At 68.2% G+C, this 25,840-nt stretch carries 18 protein-coding genes and 1 riboswitch; of the genes, 10 read left to right on the top strand and 8 right to left on the bottom strand.

The features are described 5' to 3' along the window. Positions 1-32 precede the first annotated feature (32 nt). From ACQHII_RS40670 to ACQHII_RS40660, 3 genes are all read right to left on the bottom strand, one after another. Positions 33-542, bottom strand: a complete 510-nt coding sequence (locus ACQHII_RS40670) for a hypothetical protein (RefSeq protein WP_427923936.1) — start codon at positions 540-542, stop codon at positions 33-35. Then, positions 539-7,405 carry a polymorphic toxin-type HINT domain-containing protein gene (locus ACQHII_RS40665; protein ID WP_427923935.1) on the bottom strand — a complete coding sequence of 2,289 codons (6,867 nt, stop codon included), beginning with the start codon at positions 7,403-7,405 and terminating at the stop codon, positions 539-541. The genes ACQHII_RS40670 and ACQHII_RS40665 overlap by 4 nt, the downstream gene beginning before the upstream one ends. A gap of 134 nt (positions 7,406-7,539) precedes the next feature. Next, positions 7,540-10,749, bottom strand: a complete 3,210-nt coding sequence (locus ACQHII_RS40660; protein WP_427923934.1) for a LamG-like jellyroll fold domain-containing protein — start codon at positions 10,747-10,749, stop codon at positions 7,540-7,542. An 830-nt stretch (positions 10,750-11,579) separates the two neighbouring features. On the opposite strand from ACQHII_RS40660, the gene ACQHII_RS40655 reads away from it, so the two are divergent. Next, the gene (locus ACQHII_RS40655; RefSeq protein ID WP_362984971.1) at positions 11,580-11,792 is read left to right on the top strand and encodes a hypothetical protein; all 213 of its coding nucleotides are present in this window, start codon (positions 11,580-11,582) and stop codon (positions 11,790-11,792) included. 31 nt (positions 11,793-11,823) lie between these two features. On the opposite strand, the gene ACQHII_RS40650 is transcribed toward ACQHII_RS40655, so the two are convergent. After that, positions 11,824-12,972 (bottom strand): IS110 family transposase, encoded by a 1,149-nt coding sequence (locus ACQHII_RS40650; protein WP_427923933.1) that lies wholly within the window; start codon positions 12,970-12,972, stop codon positions 11,824-11,826. 361 nt (positions 12,973-13,333) lie between these two features. Between ACQHII_RS40650 and ACQHII_RS40645 the strand changes: the two genes are divergently transcribed. The 3 genes from ACQHII_RS40645 to ACQHII_RS40635 all read left to right on the top strand — a co-directional run bounded on the left by ACQHII_RS40645 (position 13,334) and on the right by ACQHII_RS40635 (position 15,282). Continuing rightward, positions 13,334-13,969 carry an ATP-dependent Clp protease proteolytic subunit gene (locus tag ACQHII_RS40645; RefSeq protein WP_427923932.1) on the top strand — a complete coding sequence of 212 codons (636 nt, stop codon included), beginning with the start codon at positions 13,334-13,336 and terminating at the stop codon, positions 13,967-13,969. 7 nt (positions 13,970-13,976) lie between these two features. Further along, positions 13,977-14,285 carry a hypothetical protein gene (locus ACQHII_RS40640; RefSeq protein ID WP_200716610.1) on the top strand — a complete coding sequence of 103 codons (309 nt, stop codon included), beginning with the start codon at positions 13,977-13,979 and terminating at the stop codon, positions 14,283-14,285. Between the two features lie 347 nt (positions 14,286-14,632). After that, positions 14,633-14,805, top strand: a riboswitch (cyclic di-AMP (ydaO/yuaA leader). Between the two features lie 3 nt (positions 14,806-14,808). Further along, on the top strand, positions 14,809-15,282 hold the full coding sequence (locus ACQHII_RS40635) for a C40 family peptidase (protein WP_200716611.1): 474 nt from the start codon (positions 14,809-14,811) through the stop codon (positions 15,280-15,282). Positions 15,283-15,366: 84 nt separating this feature from the next. Here the strand turns inward: ACQHII_RS40635 and ACQHII_RS40630 are convergent, their stop codons facing one another. Then, positions 15,367-15,825 (bottom strand): ATP-binding protein, encoded by a 459-nt coding sequence (locus tag ACQHII_RS40630; protein WP_019070948.1) that lies wholly within the window; start codon positions 15,823-15,825, stop codon positions 15,367-15,369. A 212-nt stretch (positions 15,826-16,037) separates the two neighbouring features. Here ACQHII_RS40630 and ACQHII_RS40625 point away from each other — a divergent pair, with 212 nt between their 5' ends. Continuing rightward, a complete protein-coding gene (locus tag ACQHII_RS40625) occupies positions 16,038-16,907 on the top strand; it encodes a helix-turn-helix domain-containing protein (protein WP_427923931.1) in 870 nt (289 codons plus the stop codon). Between the two features lie 9 nt (positions 16,908-16,916). Next, complete coding sequence (locus ACQHII_RS40620; RefSeq protein ID WP_019070950.1) at positions 16,917-17,141, top strand: DUF397 domain-containing protein; 225 nt, start codon at positions 16,917-16,919, stop codon at positions 17,139-17,141. A 42-nt stretch (positions 17,142-17,183) separates the two neighbouring features. Here ACQHII_RS40620 and ACQHII_RS40615 read toward each other — a convergent pair whose 3' ends face one another. Beyond that, positions 17,184-18,311, bottom strand: coding sequence for an 8-amino-7-oxononanoate synthase (locus ACQHII_RS40615; RefSeq protein ID WP_427923930.1), 1,128 nt, complete (start codon positions 18,309-18,311; stop codon positions 17,184-17,186). A 147-nt stretch (positions 18,312-18,458) separates the two neighbouring features. Between ACQHII_RS40615 and bioB the strand changes: the two genes are divergently transcribed. Genes bioB through bioD form a run of 3 tightly spaced genes read left to right on the top strand, consistent with a single transcriptional unit; the run spans position 18,459 to position 21,658 of the window. Next, complete coding sequence (gene bioB / locus ACQHII_RS40610; RefSeq protein ID WP_427923929.1) at positions 18,459-19,649, top strand: biotin synthase BioB; 1,191 nt, start codon at positions 18,459-18,461, stop codon at positions 19,647-19,649. After that, positions 19,642-20,940 carry an adenosylmethionine--8-amino-7-oxononanoate transaminase gene (locus ACQHII_RS40605; protein ID WP_427923928.1) on the top strand — a complete coding sequence of 433 codons (1,299 nt, stop codon included), beginning with the start codon at positions 19,642-19,644 and terminating at the stop codon, positions 20,938-20,940. Before bioB ends, ACQHII_RS40605 begins: the two co-directional genes overlap by 8 nt. A 1-nt stretch (position 20,941) precedes the next feature. Next, positions 20,942-21,658 carry a dethiobiotin synthase gene (gene bioD / locus ACQHII_RS40600; protein WP_427923927.1) on the top strand — a complete coding sequence of 239 codons (717 nt, stop codon included), beginning with the start codon at positions 20,942-20,944 and terminating at the stop codon, positions 21,656-21,658. 11 nt (positions 21,659-21,669) lie between these two features. Here the strand turns inward: bioD and ACQHII_RS40595 are convergent, their stop codons facing one another. Next, on the bottom strand, positions 21,670-22,116 hold the full coding sequence (locus ACQHII_RS40595) for an NUDIX hydrolase (protein ID WP_427923926.1): 447 nt from the start codon (positions 22,114-22,116) through the stop codon (positions 21,670-21,672). 41 nt (positions 22,117-22,157) lie between these two features. Further along, positions 22,158-24,956 (bottom strand): LuxR C-terminal-related transcriptional regulator, encoded by a 2,799-nt coding sequence (locus tag ACQHII_RS40590; RefSeq protein ID WP_427925516.1) that lies wholly within the window; start codon positions 24,954-24,956, stop codon positions 22,158-22,160. A gap of 117 nt (positions 24,957-25,073) precedes the next feature. On the opposite strand from ACQHII_RS40590, the gene ACQHII_RS40585 reads away from it, so the two are divergent. Then, a complete protein-coding gene (locus ACQHII_RS40585) occupies positions 25,074-25,760 on the top strand; it encodes an esterase/lipase family protein (RefSeq protein ID WP_427923925.1) in 687 nt (228 codons plus the stop codon). Positions 25,761-25,840: the final 80 nt, after the last annotated feature.

The raw sequence follows: 25,840 nt of genomic DNA, 5'->3' as shown, positions 1-25,840 counted from the left end.
GGCTTTTCAGACGCCCTCTAGCCTCTTCCTACCTATTCAGCGCTTTCCATACGCATCAGCAAGCGCCACCACTGATCATCCTCTGGGGCATCCGAAAGAGATCGATAGCCGTGGCCGAAGGCGTACTCCATGAGAAAGCCATTAAGATTATCCGCCAGGCGCTCGAACGTATCGCTCTGCCACCAGATGATTCCCGTGTCTGGAAAGCCCCAGACGGACCCATCTTTCTGATTGATGAAAAGTGGGTCTTCATTGACTTTCCCAAAGCAAAACCACGACTCGTGACCAAGGGGAACTGGGGCACCTTGAGTCTCGTCAGCGTAGAACTGCATCTTTCCGACGGTCTTAGCATCAAAGACGACGATTCGACCGAAGATTCCACCGTTAGCAGCAGGAAGCAGCTCCAGGTATTCGGCTGGAGCCTCCATCCCGGAGGGGGCAGCTGCCCCCTCCGGGATGGAGTTCATCATCGACCATTCCCGCTCTAGCTGCACCGTTGCCCGCGCCACTATTACGGCCTGCCGAAGTTCAGATGAGATCATGGGGGCCCCAGGGTATTGATACGTATAGGTGTATAGTCCGGTAGATTTCGAATCTGTCCCCATATCTGGCGGCCGATATCCTGATTCGTATACGCCTCCAGAATATGAAGATTACTCGCGGCGTCCGGTCCACCCAACTGCAACTCCCAAACGTGATCTGGGTTCATCTGCGTCAAGATCCGAGTCCTCAGACTGGCCGCAAATTCTGGGTTTGTCGCGCCAAACTGATCGAACACCCGAGCAATGAGGTTCGCTTTATAGTTGTTTGTAATCGAGCTGTCTCGCGCCACCGGGTTCGGCGCCTTGTAGAGAACCCCACTGTCGCTAAGATCCTGCAGTGCGGCTGCCTTTAGATTGAACTGACTCTTGGGCATTCCCGGCTTCCAGCTAACAGTCACGTCGGCTGGCCCACAAGTATTGTGCACCAAGATGGGTGCGCCGCCCGCCACAACATAGTACGTGTGGAGGTCGTCGACGGTCAGGTTGTACATGGCGGCCTCGCCGGGCCGCACCCGAACAGCAGTAAGAAGGGCGTGCCGGTTTCGGACCGTGTTCAGCAGGTGCCCGGGCTTGAGCTTTCCGGCCGATACCCAGGCGCGCTCAGTATCGTCCCAGAAGGGGTGTTCAGATGTCGTGTGCAGGATGACTGTCTTGCCGCCCTGAACACGTACGGTCAGGTCGATCAGGTCGTCGTCGTGATTGATGAAGGTGGCGGTAACGGTGCGGGTGCCGGTGTGCTTTCCGGTGCCGGGGTCACCTGCCTCCACCTTGTCACCCGGCTTGATCTTTTTGATCGTTTTTGTTTTGCCGTGTTCAAGAAGGACGGGCGTCGACGCGGAAAAGCTGCAGCCGCCCCGTATGGAGAACACTCCGAGGGAGCCTCCGAGCATTCCTGATACCAGGGCTGTTTTCAGGAGGGAGTTTCGTACGCCGCAGAGTCCGTCGTCTTTCGCGCATCCCAGCTCGGGAATCTCGGCAGATCCTGCGTCTTCCTGATTACTCCCGCAGTTTCCCGCTGCCGCATAGACGCAGACCCCATTTACATAGGGAGCGTTGCCCTTGTGTTCGATCGGGGCGGGCTTGGGGCCCTTCTTGAAGACCACCCTGACTGTCACCTGCGAGCCGTTGCTGGTGACGATGGCGGAAAGGGTGCCGTTTACGTTCCCGGAGTTGACCGTGCTGGTGTATGTGGTGGTGCGGTTGTACTCCAGGCCGCCGTTCGGCTTCGGGGAAGCGTTGAGGCGGTACCAGTTGCCGTTGCTGTCTTTGCAGCCTTCCTCGCAGCCGAGAATGACTTTGAGGCCGGTGGGGTCGCTGGCAGTTACGGGAGTGTTGTCGGCGTAGGCATATCCGTTGAGGGATTCGTGGTCGTCGGCGCTGAAGACCGGGTCACCGGACAGAAAGCGGCCGATGGCGGGGTCGTACTCGCGGGCACCTATGTGGGTGAGTCCTGTGCTGCTGTCGACGGGTTTCCCGAGGAAGCCTTTATCGTCGGGCCAGGCGGCTGGTGCACTTCCGCGGCTTTCGCCGAAGGGTTTGGTGTAGCGCCGGGTGATCTGCTGTGTTGCTGAGTCGACGACCATACTGGCTGTGCCATGGCGGTCGTCCACGATCCAGTACAGGCCTGTGGGCGTGCGCAGGGCGGTGCCGTCACCGGCGCTGTAGTAGCGCTGTGCGGTGAATTTCTTGGTGGCCGGGTCGTAGTGGAGTTCCTGGCCTCCGAGGTAGAGCACGGTCTCGGCGGTGCCTTGGCGAAGGAGGAGCTGGCCGTTGGCGTCGTAGAGGTAGCTGGTGGTTTTGCCGCTCTCGGTGAGTGTGTCGAGTTGGCCTTCGATGTTCCAGGTCAGGGTCTGGTTTCCGGAGGCACCGGGACGGCGGGTGGTGTTGCCTTGCTCGTCGTATTTGTAGGTGTTGGCGGGTTCGCCGGTGGTCGAGGTCAGTGTGTGCGGTTGGCCCGCGCCCTGGGCGTTGACGGGCGGGTAGTTGTAGGTGGTCTTGGTGTCGCCGGAGGTGGTGTGGGCGATCTGGGTGTCGCGCATTCCGCCGGTGGTGTACGTCCAGCTGGTCCAGTACGGTGCGGGCCCGCCCAGGGTGGATGCCGCCGGATTGGCGGAGCAGTCTCCGGACTGCGGGGTCCAGGCGTCGCTCAGTCGCTGGTGACCGTCGTAGGCGAAGCACTGGTTGTCGGCGGGGCCGGTCTTCTGCTTGATCGACAGGACGTTGCCGGTGTCGTCGTAGGTGTAGTCGACGTCACTGGTGAGGCCGGTGTTGGTCTGGTCTTTGGTGTGGCTGTTCAGCAGTCGGCGGGTGCCGTCTTCGTATTGGTCGGAGACCTGTAGCTGTTTGGCGGTCGCGGAAGTGGCGAGTGTGGTCTGTAGCGGTTCGCCGTACTGGGTGTAGCCGATGCTGCGGATGTAGTTGGTGTTGCCGGAGACGGTGTCGACGAGCCCGAGGTCGTTGTAGGTGTAGGCGACCGTCTCCGTCGGCAGTCCGCCTGCGGCGGGCAGGATGGTGTTGTTGACCGTGCCGTCGAGGTTGTAGGCCGTGGTGTTGGTGAACGTCTGCGGTGCGCCGGCCTGCACCAACGGGTCGGCTGCGGCCAGGATGGTCTTGGTCGTGGTGGGCTGGTAGAGGTTGTTGTAGGCGGTGACCTGGGTGGCGTAGATACGGCCCGTCGTCCCGCCGACGTAGCGGATGGCCGCGGACAACTGCCCCTTGGCGACTGAGTCGTAGGTGAACTTCGTCAGCTGGTGCGCGTCGTCCTTGGTGCCGTCCCACGTGCCGATCTTTCGGCCCAGGGTGTCGTAGTCGCTGATGAGGGTCCGGGACGTGCCGTCCTTGGTGACCGTGGCGGTCAGGGGCTGGTCCGCGTCGTCGTAGGTGAGGTCGGTGGTGCCCTTGTCCGGGTCGGAGGTCTGGGTCTCACGGCCGCGGATGTCGTAGGTGTGCCGCCAGACGGCGTTGTCGGGTCCGGTGACCGTGTCGAGCTGGCCGGCGGGAGTGTAGGTGTACTTGGTGCGGGTGTAGTCGCTGCCGGTCGGGCTGGGGCTGGCGTACTCGCGGCGTTCGGTCACGCGTCCGCGGGCGTCCTTGATGGTGAGGGTGCCGGAGCCGCCCTTGGCTGCGGTGACCGCGACCTGGTCGCCCTGGTCGTTGGTCTTGGTGCGCCAGCGTTCCTGGCCGTTGACACGGAAGATGCTGTCGGTGGGACGTCCGGCGCCGTCATAGACGGTCTCGGTGGAAGCCGGTACTGAGGCAGGCAGGGTGTTGGCCAGGGCACTGGTGGGGCTGATGTTGTCGTAGACCTGACTGTTGCTCAGGTAGGCCAGACCACGGTCGTCGTAGAGAGTCTCGGAGATGACCCGGCCGCCCCCGACCGCCGGGACCTGCGTCTGCCGCTTCCTGAGCAGGGCGTCATAGATCTCGTAGGAGGAGTTGTACGTCTTGCCGTCGGCCTTGAGCGTGTCGGTGCGGACCCAGGGGGCCTTGTCCTTGGTGAGGCTGTAGGCGTAGACGAGGCTGGCCGCGTCCTTCAGGGCGCGGGAGCGGTTCGGTTTCCAGATCGAGGTGACACGGCCGAGTGCGTCGAACTGCCATTCGGTGACCTTGCTGTTGCGGTCGGTCTGCTTGGTCACCTGCCCCCAGGCCGGATCCACGTCCGTGGTGACGGTGTACAGCTTGGGATCGGTGACCGTGGACTGGGTGAGCGGACCGTAGCCGGTGTCGTCCGGGACGTAGGCCGTCTTGGTCGTCCGGTTGTCGGCGTCCGTGGTGCTCTCAGGTCGGCCCCAGTCGTCGTAGGTGGTGGTGGACACCTTCTGGTAGGTGGGCTGGTTCTGCGTGTTGTAGCCGGACAGCCGGTAGGACGAGGTGGACTCGCCCTTGGTGGGTGCTGTGCCGACGGCCTGGTTGTCGTATCCGGTCGTGACGTCGGAAATGGTGTCGTCGGGCAGTTTGGGTGTCTTGTCGCAGCCGACGGCGTAGCTCTCGACGCGGGAGGTGAACTGCACCAGCCAGTCGGTGGTGTTGCGGGCGTAGCTGGTCCTGGTGCAGATCTCGTCGCCGGTCTTGGCGATGTCGCCCTGGTCCTCCACCGTCAGCGGCATGCCGTAGGTGGGGTCGTAGGTGGTGGTGGTTCTGGTGCTGCGGGTGCCGGTGGAGGTCTTGGTCCGGTTGGTGATGGCGGCCGGCTGCATGAAGTACGACTCGGTGGTGCCCCAGTCGTACGTGTGGCTGCCGGTCCGCAGCGACCAGGGCGTGTTGATGGTGCCGCTGACCTCGCTGTTGCCGTCGTAGGCGATGGTCTCGCGGACGAAGCCGGCGTACTGGCGGTCGTCGTCGATGCTGGTGCCGGTGGAGTCGGTGACCTTGGCGACGCGGGGAGTGCCGTCCTTCTCCTTCTCGCCGTTCAGGCCCCGCATGTACAGGTTGACGGTCTTGCTGGTGGGGCCGGTGTCGTCGCCGGACGTGGTGGTGACCTTGGCGTAGCCGCGCCACTGGTTCCAGGTGCGGTATTTGGCCTTGGTCAGGCCGTCGTCGTCGGAGTAGCCCCAGCCTGCGCCGCCGTCGTAGGTGTAGCGGGTCTCCTGGCTGTCGCTGCCGTAGAGGTCGTCCTCGAAGACGGAGGTGACGACGTATTTGTGGAACCAGTCGAGTTCCGGTGTGGCGCCGGACTGCGACCAGTACACGGGGAAGCAGCGCAGGGTGTTGTTGTCCTCGGAGGAGGGCATGGTGGTGCCGCGGATGCACTGCGGGTCGGAGTAGTTGACCTCCAGGACCCCGCCGGTCTCACTGGTGATCCTCCGCACCCGCCATTTGATGTAGCGCAGTGTGTCGCCGCCGCCGTCGACGTGGTTGGAGAGCTGGATGCCGTCGAAGGTGATGGGTGGCAGGCTGGCTTCGGTGGTGTCGGCTTTGCCGGTGTTCTGAATGGACTGCAGCCACAGACTGGGTGAGGAGGCGTCACCGGAGTCGGGGAAGCTGTGTTCCAGGTGCCAGTTGTCGACGTTGCGGCGGGTGGTGCCGGTGCCGGTCCAGACCGAGGTCGTGACGTCGGTCAGCATGTAGCGGGTGAAGAAGGACGGGCCGATCTTTCCGGTGCAGGCCTTGCCGTCGGCGCAGATCAGGTCGAAGGGGACGTCGGGCCAGTTCGCCTTGGTGTCGGTGGTCAGGCTGGAGCAGTCGCTGGCGACGCAGCGCTGGGCGTAGTCGAAGGAGACCTGCTGGGCGGCGGGCTTGGTGTAGATGCTGGTGCTGCGCAGGCCGTAGTCGATGCGCTTGAGGTAGCCGGCGCGGTCGTAGCCGGTCGCGGGGTCGGCGACGCCGTTCTTGGCGTAGTTGTTGGTTTCCTTGCCGTACCAGTAGCTCATGGCGTTGTTGTGGGTGTCGACGACGTAGTCGAGGTTCCACTTCCATGCCTGGGTACAACTGGAGGAGGCGTAGGTGGTGTCGTGGCAGGGCTCGCCGGCGTCGTCGCCGAATACCGGTGCGGTCCAGGTGGAGTTGGTGACCGGGTCGTCCGGGTCGGTGCCGTGGTCGCTCCAGCCGGGCAGGCGGTGCTTGCCGAAGTAGTACTGGGTGCCGTCGGTGGTGGTGACCTTCCAGTACTCGCCGTTGTCGTCACCGTTACTGGTGTTGCCGGTCAGGTGCTCGACCTTGGTGGCGTCATCGTTCTTCAGCCGCCAGGTGCCGCCCGCCGCCTGGGACTTCTCCGCGGTGTCACAGGTGGCGGTGTCGGTGCAGGCGTTGACGAGGTCGACGGCCTTGCCGTTGAGGACGAGGGTGGCGTTGGCGTACTTCCAGCACAGGTCGCCCTTGCCGTCGTTGCCGTCTTCCTTGCAGGAGCCGTACTTGCGCTCGATGTAGGACTCGGTGATGCCGAAGCCCTCACCGACAACGGTGGTCTGGTTGTTCTCCGAGGAGGTGCGTCCGTCGACCGAGGCGGAGCTGTAGGAGATGGCCAGGTTCGGGGCCGGGCCCGCCGTGGCCGGCGGGACGCGCAGGGGATAGCTCCAGTTGAAGTCGCCCGTGCTGCCGCCGGCTTCCCAGGTGGCGGACGGTCCCAGCGGGCTGGCGCTGAAGTCGCCGCTGGGGCCGGAGCTGGCGGCGGTGGCCGCGAGCAGCATCGGCGTCTTCGCGCTCGCACCGGCGGTGGCGGGCAGGGTCACGGAGACGGTCTTCGCGGCTGGGTCGTTGTGCGATGCCAGGGGCTTCTGCACCTGGCACTTGGGATCCGTGGGCGTGGTCAGGGCGCACTGCGGGAGCTGGACAAAGGTCAGGCGGGAGCCGTAGGAGCCGCCGTAGGCATCGGCGAAGGAGGCGTAGTTGAGGTGGAACTGCCAGGCTCCACCGTTCAGTGCCTGATCCGGGGTGAGGGCGATGAGGGTGCCGTTGATGCCGGCCTTGTGCGCGGCCTGGTGGCCGTAGACCCGCACACCCAGGGAACCGGTGGTGGCCTTCTGCCCGGTCTTCGCCGTGGGCTGCTGCTTGGTCTTCGCGGGTGACAGGCTGACGGGCAGGCTGCCGGCCTTGGCAACGGAGGTCCCGGCCGCCGACAGGGGCAGGCGGGTGTCCGCGGCCGTGGGCCAGTGGACGTCGGCGAGGCGGCGCTGTGTGCTCTTGGCCGCGGCAGCGGCCTTGTTGGCCGTGGTGCGCTTCTTGGCCTTGAACGGCAGGACTTTGTTGACCTTCGGTTTGGGCGGCGCCGGGAACGCCGTGGAACTCGCCTCGGCCGCGGTGGCGGGCAGCGATCCGGAGGGGACTGCTGTCTGCGGGATCAGGGCCAGGCTCACGGCAAGTGCGCCGCGGCCCAGCCAGCGGCGCAGCACAGCTCGGGGCCGTCTGGCGCGTGATGCGGGATTCACAGTGGTGGATTCCTTGCCTGATGGCGGACATGAGCCCCTACCGCGGGCAGGGGTAATGCGGAAAAAGGGAGGCCAGTGGGCGGGCAGCCGGACCGCACAGGGATCCGGCTGCCCGTGCCCGGCAGACGGGCTGGCTACTGTTCGGCGCCGTAGAGGTTGCCGATCTGCATGACGCTCATCGCACCCGCCCACACCCGCACACTCGCGATGTGGCCGGGGAAGTAGCGGGCGGCCGTGCCGTCGATCCTGGCGCGGCCCACCTCGAACTGGCCGCTGCCCTGCCACGGCGCGGTGTAGGCGACACCGTGATCGCCATCCACCTGCGTTGTGTTGACGTAAAGGAACACCGCGCCGTAGGTGCTGGTGTCGCTCTCATCGCCGCTGGCCTGCTGGGCGTCGTAGACGAGGGTCAGACGCACCCAGGTGTCCTTGTCCGCGACTTCGGACTGGGCCCGGGTCCAGGTGGCGCCGGTGGCATCCTTGCTCGGACGGCCGAAGTACCACTTGCCCTGGGTGGAGCCGGCAGGCTGCTCGTACCACACCCCCCACGAGGACTGGGTGGTGCCGGACTGTCCGAGGACCTGCACCTGGTAGTTCTTGGACGTGTCCGCGAGCTTGCTGCTGTCCAGGCGGACCCAGGCGGTCGCAGTGAAAGAACCGGTGTCGTCGGTCAGCGGTCCGGCGACGGTGGCGTAGTTGCCGGTGCCGTTGAGGGCCATGACCTGGCGTGCGGGCAGACCCAGGCCGGGATCACCCGGGTTGTCCGGATCGAGGCCCAGCGTGGCGCCGTTGAGCGTCATGGCATGGCCATAGCCGGAACTGTCGGGCAGGGGACTGGCGGAGGCGGTCGTAGCATCCCAGTTTCCGAGCACGGCCACGACCGGATCTCCCGCTGTGCCGTCGCTGGCGTCCTCGTCCTCCAGGGCAGCGTCCTGAACGACCTCGGTGTCGGCCAGGGCGCGGGACCACACGTGGACTTCGTCGATCTGCCCGCCGAAGAACTCGCTGTACGCGGTCCCGGCACGCAGGCGTCCCACCTGCAGAGCACCCGTCGCATTCCACGGCGTGGTGAAAGCGACCGGGCTTCCCTGCGGGCGTCCGTTGACGTACAGCTGCACGGTGCCCCCGGCCGCGTCGTAGACACCCGTCAGATGGGTCCACACGTTCAGCGTGGGCGGCGCCGTCGCGATCGAGCGAGTGATCGTGGGACTGGCGACATCGCTGCCGTGCCGGTTGAAGATCCACGCCTTGTAGGCGGAGGAGTAATAGAGCTGGAACCCGGACGCGTTCGTACCCGATTGGGACAAGACGGTGTAGTTGCGTGAGGCATCCTGCAGCCGCACCCACGCCGAGACCGAGAAGCTCTTGCCGGTGTCCAGAACCGGTCCGGCGGTCGCGGCGTAGCCGCTGGTGCCGTCCAGCTTCAGCGCATGCGACCCGGCCCGTGCGAGCGCGGAATAGGAGGCGCCGCCCCCGGAGGTGAGGGGGTGGGCGGTCGCCGTGGTGCTGTCGGTACCGCTGTCGTCCAAGTGCCATATCCCGGAGGCCAGTTCGGCTCCCTTGACATCGAAACTGTAGTAGCCGGTCAGCGAGGTGTGTCCGGCGTCGTCGTAGCCCCACACCTGGATGGTGTTCTCACCCGCCTGGTTCGGGGTGATGGTGCGATCCAGCGCCGCCCCCTTGACCACAGGGATCGAGTCAGAAATCTTGCCGCTGTTCAGCTTCCACCGGTACGACGTCACGTCCGTCTGCACCCCGGCCGTCCCTGGGTCCGCGTCCGCCGGGGTGAAGGTGAACACACCGCTCTCCCCCACACCGCCGGAGGCCGGGTAGGTGTCGGCCGGCTTGTACTTGCCGTCCTTGCTGCTGATCACAGGCGCCGGTGGGCTGTCGGTGTCGACACGGAAGTAGCACCAGGACGACCACGCCGACGTCAGCGTGCCCGTCACACCGCGGTCCGTCTTGTAGTACGCCTCGGTGCGGGCATGCATCCGGTAATCGGTCTGCGCCGACAGTGTGCTGGTCGTCGCGTCACGCTTGGCGTTGTCGGCCACCCACTCGCTGGAGGGCGAGTCCGCATCCCACACCTTGGCCGAGCCGTCGGCCTTCCACACCTCGAACTGGCCGCGCAGCTGCGCACTGGCGCCGTCTGCGGACTGGACGGTCGCGTACATCTTCGGCTTGGTGGAGCTGGTGGCGAACGGCTGGGTGGAAGCGTTGCACACCGAACCCGTCGTCCCCTGCTGCACACCTACCGGTGTCGGCACAGCCGGCTTGGAGATGTAGGTGACCGACAACTTGGCGTCGTCGCGGAAGCGGGCCCACGATGCGGTGGAGGATTCGTCGTGCGCGGTCAGCGAGAAGGTGATCTGCGGCTTCTGCTGGTCCACGTGATCCCGCACCGTGGTGGTCAGGTTCTCGTTGCTCTCCTCGGCCACGTTGTCGCTGAAGCGCACCCAGTCCGCCGGCTGCGAAGGGCTGCACAGGCTGCCCCGGCCGTAGGAAACGTTCCGGTCGACCATCAGATCGACAGCCTTGGGGCGGCTCGACCACCGGGTGCTGGAAGAGATCCCCTTGTCGACCAGGCTCAGGTCGTACCAGTGCGCGTCGCACGTGAACGTCCACGTCTGATAGGCCTCGAACGTGACGTCCAAGACCTTCTTCCCGTACAGCGACGTCAGCGGGTACTCGTAGTACAGACGCTGGGTGTAGGGCGAGTTGGAGCACAGGTAGCCCGCATAGTTGGAGCAGTAGCCAGTGCCCTTGTCGCCGTCCCACTCCCAGAAGTGGTCCCCGTCCGAGGACAGCGCCGTCCAGTCGTTGTGGACCACACCCTTCACCGGCGGGTCGATGTAGACGGGATACGTGGTGCCCTTACCGCGCAGAAGGTCCAGGTCCGGGACGAGTTGGAGTTTGTCCGCCGATACCTTCACATCGACATCAGCCGTCTTGTCCGCCGCGCCGGGACCCCGTGTCGGATCCTGGGAACCGCCGTCGTCCGGTTGAACTCCTTCCTCTGCGGAGAACGCCGCCTTCCGGGCCACACCGCCGGCGCCGCTCGCGCTGGAGTCGGCCGAGTCTCCGGTGGAGTCCCACATCTGCCCGCCGGGACCTTCGAAGACGTTGGCCCCGTTCTCGTCGACAGCGACAAGTCCACCATCGCGGCCCGGCTCGATCTGCAGACCCTGCGCCGCAACCGACATCTCCAGCCGGTCCAGGGCGGGATTGGCAGCCGCCGTAGCGTCCTTGACGATCAGGACCTGAGAGAAGCCGGTACCGAGCGCGGTGACCTTGAGATCCACCCCCGGCAGCACATCCGGATACGTGGCGGAACTTCCCGACACAGCAGGCTTCGGAAGGACCGAGGGCCACGCAAGTGACAACGATTTCCCGCCCTGCGTCAGAGTGACCAAGTTCTTCTGGCCACCCCCGGAGAACGCCATATCCGTCGCCGTCGACTTGGCACGGATACTCCCGTCGCCCGACGCCTCCAACGTCGTATCGATCGCCGCCCACGAACCGTCAGCCCTACGGGCCCGGACCGGCGCCGCATTCGTCTCCTGCGTGAACGTTCCATCAGGATTGGCAAAAACCTGCGACATCTCGCTGCGCTGCGCCGTGACCTCGACCCGGTCTCCCGATGCAACTGCGGCTGCGGACGCCGCAGCCTCCGGATTCCTCGACTGCGATGCCGTGGATTTCGCTGTCTGGTGCGGTGCGGCCAAGGCCGGTTCTACCGCTGCCAGTCCTGTGCCAACAGCCGCCATCGCCACGACCGCACACCATCTGCGACGCCGATGGCGCCGCCCCCGTTCCCCCACAGCTATACCCCAGAAAGTTCATGGATTACCCACAGATCCGTCAAGTCTTCTGATCAGTGCATGCCACGGTCAAGAGTGACGATGATCACACGCCCCGGAATCGTCGCCGGCCAGATGATGGGCAGCCCCCACAAACCAGGTTGAATTGATCACAGGCCATCAGGAAGTACTGGCGCTGCCCACGACGTCAGGCAATCCGCAGGTCAAGGAGATCCGAGACGGGTGCGTAGGCGGCTTGCGCACCCCCGGACAATGTGTGGTCCGCCCACCGATTCCGTGATCAACCCCTCGCACATCGATACGTCCAACAGCAGCTACGATCGCGCCCACGCCAAATGGGGAGGATGATCACTATGGCCATGGGGCTCGCCGGTCTGCCGAGCAGAGAGTGGATGATCAAAGACGCGAAGGGTCGAAAGTACAGTTACGACTCGGAGGAAGAAGCGTTCGAGGAACTCCCCGAACACGGGGAAGGCGCCACGGTCTGGACCCGCGAGGTCTATCGCGTCATGTTCGTGACCAAGTCGATCGATGGATGGAAGCAGATTCCCAGTCCCCGGGCTTGAGCTTAAACTTGGGTTGATGCCCCTATGGATGTCAAGCAGCGGCCCCGGAAGCGCTCGCAGACTTGGTTGTGCGGTCGGGGGTAACGATGAGGCGGTAGATCTCCCGCGCCACGTAACGCTTGAGGCTTCGGATGATCTCGCGGCGTGTCTTCCTTTCTGCGAGGCGTCGACGCACGTATTCCTGGGTCCGACTGTCCCAGCGCAGCCGGCTGAGGATGATCCGGTAAAGTGCAGCGTTGACCTGGCGGTCACCGCCACGGTTCAGTCTGCGACGCTGGGTCTTGCCGGAGGACGCCTCGACCGGGCTGGTGCCGCACAGGGCGGCGAAGGACGCTTCGCTGCCAATGCGTTCGGGATTGTCGCTGGCACAGATGAGCAGGACCACGGCGCTGTCCGGGCCGACGCCGTGGACTTCGAGCAGGCCGGGTGTATTCGCCTGGACAGCCTCGGTTATCCGCTTGGTCAAGTCGCTGATCTCGTCGCTCAGGTGCTGGATGCGGCGGGCCAGCAGCCTCAACGTGACACGGGCGGCTGAATCCGGCCCCGGGGCATCCGGGGTCTCCAGTTCGCTGCACCGTTTGAACAGGAGCGGGTTTGTCAGCCCGGCCAGTGACTCGCGCAGAGTGACGTCGGCAAAGACCAGGACGCTCTTAAGCTGGTTGATGGCCTGGGTGCGCGACTTGATCGCGGATCCCTTGGCCAGTTTGAACAGCCGCAGTGCCTCCACTGGGCCGTCACTCGTCTTCGCTGTGGCGGTGGCCCGGCCGGACAGTACCGCGCGGGCCGCCGCCTCGGCGTCGACGACATCGGTCTTGCCATGACGTCGACGAACTGCCTTGTCCGGCTGGTTGACCTCGGTCACGTCGATGCCTTCGGCCCGCAGGTGCCGTGTCAGGGCGGCCCCGTAGGAGCCGGTGCACTCGACTCCGGCGCGTCGCAGCACACCGAACGAGCGAGCCCAGGCGGCGAGTTGGCGATAGCCTTCCGCGGTCGCCGGGAAGCTCCGGCTGTCCAGGGTGGCGCCGAGCACGGTGATGACGGCCGCGGCGCGCACATCCTTGTGGGTGTCCACTCCAAGCAGCACTTCCTCGGCGGGCTCGGCCGGGATGTGACACGGGGCAGCGGACTGCGTGATGCTGGGCTCGTCGTACGGCCACCGGAAGCACGGCAGGGCTCTCATGATCGGGGATACCCACCCGATCGGCGACGACCGCCGTGCAGCAACAGGCCTGTTACGGCTCAGGCATTCCGGACGGGCTGCCCGCACCCATTGACGGACGCTCCTACCGCGGCGAGTCGCGACAGGCTCGCAGATCAGAGCGGCCATGGGGACGACCACTGGCTGGTTGCCGAACGCAACAGCGACAACACTCCCGCCAGAGAACCGTCAAAACGGTGACAGGAATGTGAGACACGAGCCCCCACGGGGAGCAAAAAAGACCCTCCGACCTGGGCATTTGAGTTGATCACTAGAATCCGCTCCCATCATAACGTCATGTACGTCCTGTACATTTCTTACAGATGCCGAAGGAGGGGTACCCATGACCCGACCGTTCGCCCGCCATGTCCTGCCCGAATTCACGGAGCGCACCAGTTCCGGGCACCGGACGATGGATCCGTACTCGAAGCTGCTGGAGGAGCGGATCGTCTTCCTCGGGACGCCGATCGACGACATCTCGGCGAACGACGTGATGGCCCAGTTCATGCACCTCGAGTACCAGGCACCGGACCGGGACATCTCGCTGTACATCAACTCGCCCGGCGGCTCGTTCACCGCGATGTCGGCGATCTACGACACTCTCCAGTACGTCAGTTGCGACGTGGAGACGATCTGCCTCGGCCGGGCCGGCACCACCGCGGCGGTGCTGCTGGCGGCCGGCACCCCGGGCAAGCGGTCGGCGCTGCCGGGCGCGCGGATGACGCTCCACCAGCCCTCGCTGCCCGAGCCGATCCAGGGTCAGGCGAGTGATCTCGCCATCCAGGCCGAGGAGTTGGCGCGCACCCGGTCCCAACTGGAGGCGCTGCTGGCCCTGCACACGGGCCGGACGGCGGAGCAGGTGAGCGCGGACATCGAGCGGGATCTCGTTCTGGACGCCCAACAGGCTCTGGAATACGGGCTGGTGGACCGGATCGTGCCGACCCGCAAGACCTCGCTCACCGAGTCCGGCGGGGAGTGAGCCGACGATGCTGCCGCCGGAGCTTCCGCCGCTGCCCGCGCTGACGCGTGCCGAGGGCGAGTTGATCGACCGTTATCTGGATGTGGCCGACCTGCTGGGCCGTATCAACCCGGCGCACCACGGGGACACGTACCGTGGACTGCGGGCGGCCCAGGCACTGGTGGCCAAGGCCACCGAACTGCGGGACGCGCTGGCCCTGATGCACCAGCGGGGCGAGACCGAACTGCACGCCCCCACGCTCGCGCGGGCGCTGCGCGTGCTGGACGGGGAGCGCCGCACCGCTCGCGTCACGATCCCCGCGCCCTCCGACAGTTGACGGACCCGGAGCCATGAGGGCCGGGGGCGAAACGGGCCGAACGGTGTACCCCCGATCGATGTAGTCGCCGCTCCGTCCATGCGGCCGTCCGGGTTGCGCAACACGCGTAGCCCGTGGGGCGGGTGAGGTGTTCCGGTGCTGGTCCGAGGGTCATGCACACTCGACACGCCTTCGAACACCGCTGCGTTCAGCCGAACGAGTGAGTGGTGAGTAACCCCACAAATCCCCGATTCCGTTGGGCTTTTCGGACATTCATAGGTGAAGATCCCTGTCTGACGACAAGACCCCGCCGCAGCGGCGGGGCGATCCGGGCGGACGCCGAGTCCTGCCGCCGCCCGGATGACAGGTCGACAGGATTGCATCGGCAGGAGTGGAGGACCCAAGCACGACGGGTCGCCGGGACGGTCACGCCATGACCGGGCCGAGCAGCCCTTGGGGTGAAGCCGCGAGTGTGCGGCCGGGCAACTTCGCCAGCCCGAATCCGACAGGTCATCCTTCACAGGCGGCTGACGAAGGGTTGCGCATGACTGCGCTCAATCGTGTCCCGTCGCTGATGGTCCGGGCCGGTACGGCTTCGGCCTTCGCCATCGCCGCCGTCGGCGGTTCCGTCGTGATCCCGGGCGTCGCATCCGACGCCGCGGCCGCGACACCCGCGACGAAGGCACTCCAGGTCGCGGCGTCCAAGAAGGGCGCCCCGTACAGGTACGGGGCCACCGGGCCGGGCCGCTTCGACTGCTCCGGGCTCACGCTGTACTCGTACAAGAAGGCAGGCAAGAAGCTGCCGCGTACGGCGGCCCAGCAGTACAACAAGACCCACCACATCTCGGCCGGCAGCCGCAAGGCCGGGGACCTCGTCTTCTTCCACTCGGGCTCCAGCGTCTACCACGTCGGCATCTACGCCGGCGGGGGAAAGATCTGGCACGCCCCGAAGACCGGGGACGTGGTGCGGTTGCAGAAGATCTGGACCAAGAGCGTCTGGTACGGCCGGGTCAGCTGATCCGTGCTGAAAACTCCCGAGGGGGTGGCGGTCTCCTGACGGACCGCCACCCCCTCGGGTGTTCGAAGGCGTTCGGCATGGTCTCTACGGCTCCTGCTGGCCGGCGGCGGTCACCGGCCGGGCCGGGACCGTCCAGGGCACCTCGATGGAGACCGTCTTGCCGCCCTCCAGGGTGGGCCGGACCCGGAGTTTGCCGCCGCACTCCGCGGTCAGCCAGCGGATGATGACCATGCCCCGGCCGTTGTCCTGCTGGACGGCGGCCGGCAGGCGTTTGGGGAAGCGGGGATGGCTGTCGGTGACTCCGATGCGCAGCTGTTCGTCACGCTCCAGCTCGATGTCCACCGTGAAGGTGGGTGACTGTCCGAAGGTGTGCTGTACGGCGTTGGTGGCGAGTTCGGAGACGATGAGGCGGATGGTGTCGGCGACCTCCGTGTCCGCCGGCAGTCCCCATTCCACGAGGGTCCCGACCACGTAGGAGCGGGCGGTGGAGACCGAGGCGGGATCGCTCGGCAGAGTGACGGATGCTTCCAGATGGTCTGCCATGGCGCGGTCGTCCCTTTCCCGCGGGACCGGTGTCCGACACGGAGCGGATGGTTCGAGTACGGTCCCGGACTGGTGCTTCTTCGCCAGACTGCCATTACCGCGTCGCCAACGGTGCCGATCCACCAAGATATGCATATATCTGTCGCTCAAAGCGGTGAACTCTGCGAACCCAGACTCTATTTGGGCGGCCCGGAAGGAGTAAGGAGAAACCCATGCAGTACGGTCCCGCGGTGCGCCGCCGGAAACTGGGCGCCGAACTCCGCGCGTTGCGTGCGGACGCGGGGCTCACCAGCGGTGAGGCGGCCCGGCTGGTCGGCTGGCACCAGTCGAAGGTGAGCCGCATCGAGACCGGCGCGAGTGGCGTGAAACCGCCCGACGTCCGGTTACTTCTGGACGCCTATCAGGTCGGCGACGCTCAACTCCGGGACATGCTGCTCGTGTTGGCGGGCTCGGATGACGGGGGCGGCCGGCACCACTGGTGGCACGCGTATCGCGGTGTACTGCCGCCCGCCTACCGGGACTTCATCAGCCTGGAGTCACAGGCCAGTACGATCCGCACCCTGGAGACCTCGGTGGTCCCCGGGCTGCTCCAGACACCCGAGTACGCCCGCGCGGTGACCCGGGCCGCCGTGGGAGGCCTCGACAACGACGGGCCGGAGCGGCTCGACGCGCTGGTGCAGGTGCGGCTGGCCCGGCAGGACATCCTGCGCGCGGATCCCCCACTCGAACTGAGCGTGGTCCTCGACGAGGCGGTGATGCGCCGGGAGGTCGGCGGGCCGGGTGTGATGGCACGCCAGCTGGAGCGGCTCGTCGAGGCGGCCCGGCTGCCCCAAGTCCGGCTTCAGGTCTTGCCGTTCGCCGCAGGAGCACACATCGGCATCACCGGTCCTTTCGTTATCTTCTCCTTTCCGAGCACTTCTGATCTGGACGTGGTTGTTCTCGACCACTTGACGAGTAGCCTCTACCTCGAACGGAAAGAAGACCTAGAGGCCTACAGCGAGGCCTTCAACACCCTTCAGTTCCACGCCCTTTCACCCGAGGACTCGTTGGACTACATCGCCGGGATAGGTGACGGCGCGTAAGGAGGCACCATGTCTGCACTGCCTCGGAACGTACCTTCCAGTACCGATCTGTCCGGCGTGCGGTGGCTGCGCAGCAGCTACAGCACGGGAGCGAACAACTGCGTCGAGGCGGCCCGTCCGCACTCGGGCCCCCGTGCGGGGCTGCTCGCCGTACGCGACTCCAAGGACCCCCAGGGACCCGCCCTGCTCTTCTCCCCCGAGAGCTGGACGGGATTCCTCGGCGCCTTCCACTGATCGGTTTCCCCCGTCAGCGACGCACGACCGTGTCACGCCGACTCATGGTCGCGTCTCGCCGATCACACGTACAGCGCGTTCGATCTCGGCCCCGGAGAGGTCCGCTCGGGCGGTCAGCCTGAGCCGTGAGATGCCGTCGGGCACGGAAGGAGGACGGAAGCAGCCCACGGCCAGCCCTGCCGTACGGCAGTCGGCCGCCCACCGCACGGCCGCCTCCGGGGACGGTGCCCGCACCGACACCACCGCGGCGTCCGGACGTACCGCTTCCAGACCCGCGGCGGTGAACCGTGCGTGCAGCTCACTCGCCACGGCACGGGCCCGGGCCGCGCGCTCGGGCTCGCGCCGCAGCAGGGTGAGCGCGGCCAGCGCCGCACCCGCCGCGGCGGGTGCCAGTCCGGTGTCGAAGATGAACGTCCGCGCCGCGTTGACCAGGTGGTCGATCACCCGCGCCGGCCCGAGTACGGCTCCGCCCTGGCTGCCCAGCGACTTGGACAGCGTGACCGTCACGACCACGTCCTCGGCCCCCGCGAGCCCCGCCGCGTACGGCACCCCGCGCCCGCCCTCGCCCAGCACCCCGAGCCCGTGCGCGTCGTCGAGCAGCAGCCCCGCCCCGAACTCCCGGCCCGCCTCGGCGAGCGCCCCCACGGGAGCCGCGTCCCCGTCCACGGAGAACACCGAGTCGGACACGACGACGGCCGGCCCGTCGTGCGTCCGCAGCGCCTTGCGCACCCCGTCCGGATCGGCGTGCCCTACGACCTGGGTGGCGCCCCGGGCCAGCCGGCAGCCGTCGATCAGCGAGGCGTGGTTGCCCGCGTCGGAGACGATCAGCGAGCCGTGCGGGGCGAGCGTGGTGACCGCGGCGAGATTGGCCGCGTAGCCGGAGGAGAAGACGAGGGCGGCCTCGAAGCCGCAGAACCCGGCGAGCTCGCGCTCCAGCCGGCTGTGCAGCTCGGTCGTACCGGTGACCAGCCGCGACCCGGTGGCCCCGCCGCCCCAGGTCCGCGCCGCCGCCGCGGCCCCCTCGACGACTTCCGGATGATGGGCGAGCCCCAGGTAGTCGTTGCTCGCGAGATCGAGGAGCGGCGAGTCGGCGGGGCGCGGGCGCAGGGTCCGTACGAGCCCGGCGCGGCGGCGCAGCTCAGCCTGGTCGTCGATCCAGCCGAACGCCATGGTTCCTCCGGGGCTTTTGTAGGCAGTGCACAGACACTAATCGGACGACCCGCCGCCCATGGTGTGGTGATACCCACACCGCCGACCGCATGTCTTGTGCAATCTCTCCTTGGCCGAGGGCGCTTTCGTAGGACAGGATCGGGCCTCATGGACCTGCTGAACACGCTCGTGGACAAGGGGCTTCGGCGCGAGCTGCCGACCCGCGCCGAAGCACTCGCCGTCCTCGCCACGTCCGACGACGACCTGCTGGACGTAGTGGCCGCCGCCGGCAAGGTGCGCCGGCACTGGTTCGGCCGACGGGTGAAGCTCAACTACCTCGTCAACCTCAAGTCCGGCCTGTGCCCCGAGGACTGCTCGTACTGCTCGCAGCGGCTCGGCTCCAAGGCCGACATCCTGAAGTACACCTGGCTGAAGCCCGACGACGCCTCGAAGGCCGCGGCGGCCGGTGTGGCGGGAGGCGCCAAGCGGGTCTGTCTGGTGGCCTCCGGCCGGGGCCCGACCGACCGGGACGTGGACCGGGTCGCGGGCACCATCAAGGCGATCAAGGACCAGAACGAGGGCGTCGAGGTGTGCGCCTGCCTCGGCCTGCTCTCCGACGGCCAGGCCGACCGGCTGCGCGAGGCGGGCGCCGACGCCTACAACCACAACCTCAACACGTCCGAGTCGACGTACGGCGACATCACGACCACCCACACCTACGCCGACCGCGTCGACACCGTGCAGAAGGCGCACGCGGCGGGCCTGTCCGCCTGCTCCGGCCTGATCGCCGGCATGGGCGAGAGCGACGAGGACCTGGTCGACGTCGTCTTCTCGCTCCGGGACCTCGACCCGGACTCGGTGCCGGTGAACTTCCTGATCCCGATGGAGGGCACCCCGCTCGCGGCCGAGTGGCACCTCACCCCGCAGCGCTGCCTGCGCATCCTCGCGATGGTGCGGTTCGTCTGCCCGGACGTCGAGGTGCGCATCGCGGGCGGCCGTGAGGTCCACCTGCGCACGATGCAGCCCCTCGCCCTGAACCTCGCCAACTCGATCTTCCTCGGCGACTACCTGACGTCCGAGGGCCAGGCCGGCCACGCCGACCTGGAGATGATCGCGGACGCGGGCTTCGAGGTGGAGGGCGCGGACGAGGTGACGCTCCCGGAGCACCGGGCGGCCGTGGCGGCGGGCGGATGCGGGTCGCACGACGAAGCCTGCGGCGGCTGCGGTTCGCACGAGGAGGCGGGCGTCTGTGGCTCGGCTCCCGCCGCCACGCCCGCGCCGCGGGTCGACGAGGTCCGCCGGGACCTGGTCTCGGTCCGCCGCCGAGGTGCCGGAACGGATCTCGCGCCCAATGCCTGACCCGACCGCCCTGCCCGCTCTGCCCGTCGCCGAGCTGCTGGAACTGGACCGGCGGCACGTCTGGCATCCGTACGGCCCGATGCCCGGCCGTGCCGAACCGCTCGTCGTCGAATCGGCGAGCGGGGTCCGGCTCCGACTGGCGGGCGGCGAGGGCGAGTTGATCGACGGGATGTCGTCCTGGTGGTCGGCGATCCACGGCTACAACCACCCCGTGCTCAACGAGGCCGCGCGCGAGCAGCTCGGCCGGATGAGCCACGTGATGTTCGGCGGGCTCACGCACGAGCCCGCCGTACGCCTGGCGAAGCTCCTTGTCGACATGTCTCCCGAGGGCCTGGAGCATGTCTTCCTCGCCGACTCGGGCTCGGTGTCGGTCGAGGTAGCGGTGAAGATGTGCCTCCAGTACTGGCGCTCGCTCGGCCGCCCCGAGAAACAGCGCCTGCTGACCTGGCGCGGCGGCTACCACGGCGACACCTGGCAGCCGATGTCGGTGTGCGACCCCGAGGGCGGGATGCACGAGCTGTGGTCGGGGGTGCTCCCGCGGCAGGTCTTCGTGGACGCGCCCCCCACCGACTACGACGAGTCGTACGCCGACGAACTGCGCGCCGCGATCGAACGGCACGCGCACGAGCTGGCCGCGGTGATCGTGGAACCGGTGGTCCAGGGCGCGGGCGGGATGCGGTTCCACTCCCCCTCGTATCTGCGGGTGCTGCGCGAGGCGTGCGACGCGCACGGCGTGCTGCTGGTGTTCGACGAGATCGCGACGGGTTTCGGCCGTACGGGAGCCTTGTTCGCGGCGGAGCACGCGGCCGTCACCCCGGACGTGATGTGCGTGGGCAAGGCGCTGACCGGCGGCTACATGACGATGGCGGCGACCCTGTGCACGTCACGCGTGGCGGACGGCATCTCGCGGGGCGAGGTGCCGGTCCTGGCCCACGGCCCGACCTTCATGGGCAACCCGCTGGCGGCGGCCGTGGCCTGCGCGTCGATCGAACTCCTCCTGAACCAGGACTGGTTGACGGAGGTCAAGCGCATCGAGGCGGCCCTGCGGGAAGGCCTGGCCCCGGCTTCGGAGATCCCCGGCGTCCGGGACGTCCGCGTCCTCGGCGCCATCGGCGTGGTCCAGCTCGACCACGACGTCGACATGCAGGCCGCCACGGAAGCGGCCGTACGCGAGGGCGTGTGGCTACGGCCGTTCCGCGACCTCGTCTACACGATGCCGCCGTACGTGACGGGCGACGCCGACCTGGCTCGGATCGCCCGCGCGGTGTGCGCGGCGGCACGGGAGGGATGACATGCCGGTACTGGTGATCACGGGCACGGGCACGGAGGTCGGCAAGACGATCACCACGGCCGCGGTAGCCGCGACGGCCCTGGCGGCCGGCCGCACGGTGGCCGTCCTGAAGCCGGCCCAGACGGGACTACGGCCGGACGAGCGCGGCGACGCCGACGAGGTCGCGCGGCTCGCGGGCACCGTGACAACGGCCGAACTCGCCCGCTACCCCGAGCCGTTGGCCCCGGCCACCGCGGCCCGCCGGGCCGGCATGCCTCCGGTCCGCCCGCACGAAGTAGCGGAAGCGGCCCAGAAGTTGGCCACCGAACACGACCTCGTCCTGGTCGAGGGCGCGGGCGGACTGCTCGTACGGTTCGACGCGGAGGGCGGCACACTGGCGGACGCGGCGCGGTTGTTGAACGCTCCGGTCCTGGTCGTGGTGTCCGCGGGCCTGGGCACCCTGAACACGACGGAACTGACGGCCCGTGAACTCCGTTCCCAGGGGCTCGACCTGCTCGGCGTGGTGATCGGCAGCTGGCCCAACAACCCTGACCTCGCCTCGCGTTGCAATGTCGCCGACCTGCCGGAGGTGTCCGGGGCTCCACTGCTGGGCGCGCTGCCGGAGGGGGCGGGGGCACTCGCCCCGGCCGACTTCCGTGCTGCGGCGCCTGGTTGGCTGGGGGCGCGGCTCGACGGGGCGTGGGACGCGGAGGGGTTCGGGGTGCGCGAGGCGCCGTAACCGGACGGCGCTCAAGCCTCCAGTCGGTTCAGCCAGGCGTCCTGGCCGTCTGCCAAGGGGAGAGTCAGGGGCAGTGGCTCGAAACGGCAGTGGAAGATCATGCCGTTGTCGCGGCCCGCGCCCGTCACGTGGTGGTCCCACGCGTCCGGGACCTCCGCGTCGGCGTCCACTTCCAGTGCGAAGAACGTGGTGTGGCGAGGGAAGCGGCGGATCGGGTGCGGGGTGTGCTCCTCGGCGATCGGGCGCAGTACGCGTACGCAGGTCAGCCCGGATTCCTCCGCGACTTCGCGCAGCACCGCCTCTTCCGGTGACTCCTGCGGCGCCACGCCTCCCGCCGGGACGTGTGTGCCGGGCGGGAGATCCGCGTCGTGGTCGAAGACGAGCAGTTCCGTCGGCCGTCCCGCGCGCCGGCGCAGCACATAGGCCGCCACCCGGACGCGTACCGTCAACTCCCGCATGCCCGCAGCGTAAGGGAAGTGCCCGGGGGCTTCAGGACGCCTCATGCCTCCCCTTCCGCCAGCAGGCGTACCAGTTCGATCCGGGAGCGGATGCCCAACCGGCTGAAGACGCCGCGCAGATGGTGGTCGATGGTGCGGGGGCTGAGGGCGAGGCGGACGGCGATCTCGCGGTTGGTGGCGCCGTCGGCGGCCATGCGGGCGACCATGAGTTGTTGGGCGGTCAGGCGAGCGGCTGGTGCGGGGAGGGCCGTCGCGGCCACCGGTGTGCCGAGGGCGCGGAGTTCGGCCCGTGCCTGGGCCGCGCAGTGCGGGGCGCCGAAGGACTCGAAGGCCTCCAGCGAGGTGTGCAGGTGGTCGCGGGCCTCGGTGCGTCGGCGCAGTCGGCGCAGCGCGCCGCCGAACAGCAGCTCGGTGCGGGCCCGTTCGAAGTCGCGGGTGCCGCGCGCGTGCAGGTCGAGGGCGGTGCGGTAGTGGTCGACGGATTCGGTGCCGGGGGCGAGCAGGGCACGGCAACGGGCGCTCAGGGCAAGGTCGTCGGGGCTGCGCACGGCCCGCGCCCAGCGGTCGTAGTCGGCGTGCGCGGCGCGGGCGATGCGGGTGTCGCCGCTGCGGGCGGCGGCCTCGACGTAGTGCGGGGTGGCCAGGTGCCGTATCGCCCGGTGGCCGTGGCCCGGGCCGAACCCGGCGAGCGCGCGCAGCCGGGCCGCCGCGGCGGCGAAGCGTCCGGTGCTCAAGTCGAGGTAGGCGAGCGCCCATTGGGCAAGCGCGGCGGGCAGTCCCAGGCCGTGGCCCAGCGCGTACGACCGGGCGGCGGCGGCCCGTTCGCGGCAGACCTCCTCGTCCCCGGTGAGCGCCGCGAACATGGCGAGGGCCGCTTGGAGATGGCAGGCGCCGTTGTCCTGGCCGGTGGCGTGGGCCTGCCAGAGGGCGTCCGCCGCGGCCGTCTCGGCGGCTCGCGAGTGTCCGGTCCAGAACTCGGCGTAGGCCCGGAACTCCATCGCCTGCGGCACGATCACCGTCGCGCCGCGCGCCCGGGCCGAGGCCGCCGCCCGCACGGTGGCGGTGGTGGCGCGGGTGTGGTCGCCGAGCATCAGGGCGGCGATCCCGGCGTGGACGAGGAGGGTGGGGTCGCCGCCGGGACCGCACCGCCCGGCGGCGGCCTTCAGCAGGTCCCGCGCGTCCTCGTACCGCCCCTCGAACGCGGCGGCCAGTCCCCCGAGCGTCCCGTGCGGCACGATCCCGAGCCGGGAGGCAACGGCAGCCGCCTCCCGGCAGCGTCTCAGGTCCCCGGTGTAGACAGCGGCCTCGGTAGCCCGCGCGAGGAGGTGAACCGCGTGGTCGGGGGCGGGAGTTCGGGGTGCGGCGGTGGCGTGGGGGGTCTCGGTGGGGCGCGGGGTCTCAGCGGGGCGCGGAGTCTCGCCAGGACGGGGGGTCCCGGCGGGGCAGGATGCCGTCGCCGCTGGTGGCTTGGCCGTTCGAGGTGCTGGCGTTCCGGGCGCATCCGCCTGGGGAGTCGCCGTTCCGGGCACACCTTCCCGGGAAGTCGCCGTTCCGGGCACACCCTCCCGGGAACCCGCCGCACCAGACGCATCCGCCCGGGAAGTCGCCGTACCAGGCACACCCACCCGGGGAACCGCCGCACCAGACACATCCCCCCGGGGAACTGCCGTACCAGGCACACCCGCACGGGAACCCGCCGTCCGAGATGCTTCCGCTCGCGGCATCGCCGGCCCCGACGCCTCACTCAAGTGGCCTCCTGCCAAAGGCTCCTCGGCCTCCCGTCGGGCCGAACGCTCGTCAGCCTCCCGTCGAGCCAAAGGCTCCTCGGCCCCCGGCCGCGCCTCAGGCTCCTCGCCCCTTCGCCGCACCACCGGCTCCTCGCCCCTTCGCCGCACCACCGGCTCCTCGCCCCTTCGCCGCACCACCGACCCCTCACCCACTCGCCCCGCGACCGGGTTCGCCCCCTCAACTCCCCCTCGCGCCACCGCGATCAGCAACGCGTCGAACGCCTCCGCCGCGTTCCCGGCGCGCAGCGCGAACACCCCGTTCAGCGCGTCGCTGTCCGTCGCGGCGGCGAGTCTTCGGGCGCGGTCGCCCTCGCCGGACTGCCAGGCGTCGCCGGCGGCGCGGTCGAGGAGGCGGGACTGTTCGCGGGGGTCGCGGGAGAGGGCGGCGGCGCGTTCCACCAGGGCGCAGGCGAAGGCGTGTTCGCCCGTCGCCCGCGCCTTGTCCGCAGCCGTACGGAGTTCCGCGGTGAGCCGCACGCTGGGGCCGAGCGCGCCCGCGCCCCGGTGCCAGGAGCGCCGCGGCGTCTCGCCCGCCGCGCGCAACACCCGCGCCAGCAACCGGTGGACGTCCCGCCGGTCCGCCGGGGACCCGGTCTCGTACGCGGCGATCCTCGTCCACGCGTCGCGGAACACGACCCCGCCGGCTGTCGCCTGCGCGACCCCGGCAGTCTCTGCCGCTTCCAGGGGCCTGGTGTCGAGCCGGCCCGCCGCGACGGCACGGAGGAAGGCGTGGGTGGGGACCGGGTACTGGTCGGCTGCGGCGAGCAGCAGGAGCAGGCGGGTGTCGTCGGGCAGGGAGCGGATCTCCCGGCGGTGGCGGTACAGCAACTCCGGTGCCAGGGAGGCCGGTTCGGTGGGGAGGGGGTCGAGTCCCGCGGCCTGGCGTGGGGTCAGGCGGGAGCGGAGCTCGGCGGCGGCGCGGGGGTCGCCGTAGGCCGCGCGGAGGAGGCGGATGTGAACGCCTTCGGGGAGCGCGGGATCGGGGGTTCGCCACGCGTCGGTGCGCGACGGTGGCCAAGTGCGGTCCAGAGGTGGGGGGTTCACTGGTGTCACCACACAACTGACGTTACTGGCGAGTTAATTCACACGTAAAGACCGGCGATTTCGCCGATGCGGCGCGCGTAGACCCCGCTGACACTCCTGACAACCCCACCCGTATCAGGAGGCATCATGCAGCGCCACAAGCGTCGCATCGCCGCGGCCCTGTCGGCCGTGACGACCTCGCTCCTTCTGTCACTCTCCCTGGCCTCGACGCCCGCCCATGCGGCGAGCCACAACCCGATCGTGTTCGTGCACGGTCTGAGCAGCGACTCGACGAGCTGGGACGACTGGATCGCGGACTTCGAGGCCGACGGATACTCGTCCTCCGAGCTGTACGCGATCTCCTACGACTGGACGAAGTCGAACGTCACGACCGCTTCGACGCTGTCCACCTACATCCAGTCCGTCCTCGCCAGCACCGGCGCCTCGAAGGTCGACCTGGTGGTCCACTCCATGGGTGCCCTCAACAGCCGCTACTACCTCAAGAACCTCGGCGGGACCGCGTACGTCGACGACTTCGTGTCGGTCGCCGGGGTGAACCACGGGACGAACATCGCCTCGCTCTGCGGCTGGCTGTACACGTCCTGCAAGGAGATGCAGACCGGGAGTTCCTTCCTCACCGCGCTCAACTCCGGTGACGAGACGCCCGGCAGCGTGTCGTACGCGGCCTACTGGTCGGACTGCGACGAGGCGATCAATCCGGACACCTCGGCCGAACTGAGCGGCGCGAGCAATGTCGACGTCGGGTGCATCTCGCACACCGACATGAACAACGACTACGGCGTCTACGAGCAGGTCCGGGACTTCATCTCCTGACCCGCCCCAGGGCGACAGCGGGGGTGGGCGCGGCCGACAAGGGGGACAATCCCGGTAAGGACCGGTTTCGGTCCGGTCCG

The sequence above is a fragment of the Streptomyces sp. cg40 genome (genome assembly GCF_050320165.1).
GTDB lineage: Bacteria > Actinomycetota > Actinomycetes > Streptomycetales > Streptomycetaceae > Streptomyces > Streptomyces hokutonensis.
This window is presented reverse-complemented; position numbering and strand designations above follow the sequence as displayed.

Excerpts from the sequence above, each read along its gene's own strand:
- ACQHII_RS40670 (WP_427923936.1), bottom strand. The coding sequence starts at position 542 with ATGATCTCATCTGAACTTCGGCAGGCCGTAATAGTGGCGCGGGCAACG.
- ACQHII_RS40655 (WP_362984971.1), top strand. The coding sequence starts at position 11,580 with ATGGCCATGGGGCTCGCCGGTCTGCCGAGCAGAGAGTGGATGATCAAA.
- ACQHII_RS40650 (WP_427923933.1), bottom strand. The coding sequence starts at position 12,972 with ATGAGAGCCCTGCCGTGCTTCCGGTGGCCGTACGACGAGCCCAGCATC.
- ACQHII_RS40645 (WP_427923932.1), top strand. The coding sequence starts at position 13,334 with ATGACCCGACCGTTCGCCCGCCATGTCCTGCCCGAATTCACGGAGCGC.
- ACQHII_RS40640 (WP_200716610.1), top strand. The coding sequence starts at position 13,977 with ATGCTGCCGCCGGAGCTTCCGCCGCTGCCCGCGCTGACGCGTGCCGAG.
- ACQHII_RS40635 (WP_200716611.1), top strand. The coding sequence starts at position 14,809 with ATGACTGCGCTCAATCGTGTCCCGTCGCTGATGGTCCGGGCCGGTACG.
- ACQHII_RS40630 (WP_019070948.1), bottom strand. The coding sequence starts at position 15,825 with ATGGCAGACCATCTGGAAGCATCCGTCACTCTGCCGAGCGATCCCGCC.
- ACQHII_RS40625 (WP_427923931.1), top strand. The coding sequence starts at position 16,038 with ATGCAGTACGGTCCCGCGGTGCGCCGCCGGAAACTGGGCGCCGAACTC.
- ACQHII_RS40620 (WP_019070950.1), top strand. The coding sequence starts at position 16,917 with ATGTCTGCACTGCCTCGGAACGTACCTTCCAGTACCGATCTGTCCGGC.
- ACQHII_RS40615 (WP_427923930.1), bottom strand. The coding sequence starts at position 18,311 with ATGGCGTTCGGCTGGATCGACGACCAGGCTGAGCTGCGCCGCCGCGCC.
- bioB (WP_427923929.1), top strand. The coding sequence starts at position 18,459 with ATGGACCTGCTGAACACGCTCGTGGACAAGGGGCTTCGGCGCGAGCTG.
- ACQHII_RS40605 (WP_427923928.1), top strand. The coding sequence starts at position 19,642 with ATGCCTGACCCGACCGCCCTGCCCGCTCTGCCCGTCGCCGAGCTGCTG.
- bioD (WP_427923927.1), top strand. The coding sequence starts at position 20,942 with ATGCCGGTACTGGTGATCACGGGCACGGGCACGGAGGTCGGCAAGACG.
- ACQHII_RS40595 (WP_427923926.1), bottom strand. The coding sequence starts at position 22,116 with ATGCGGGAGTTGACGGTACGCGTCCGGGTGGCGGCCTATGTGCTGCGC.
- ACQHII_RS40585 (WP_427923925.1), top strand. The coding sequence starts at position 25,074 with ATGCAGCGCCACAAGCGTCGCATCGCCGCGGCCCTGTCGGCCGTGACG.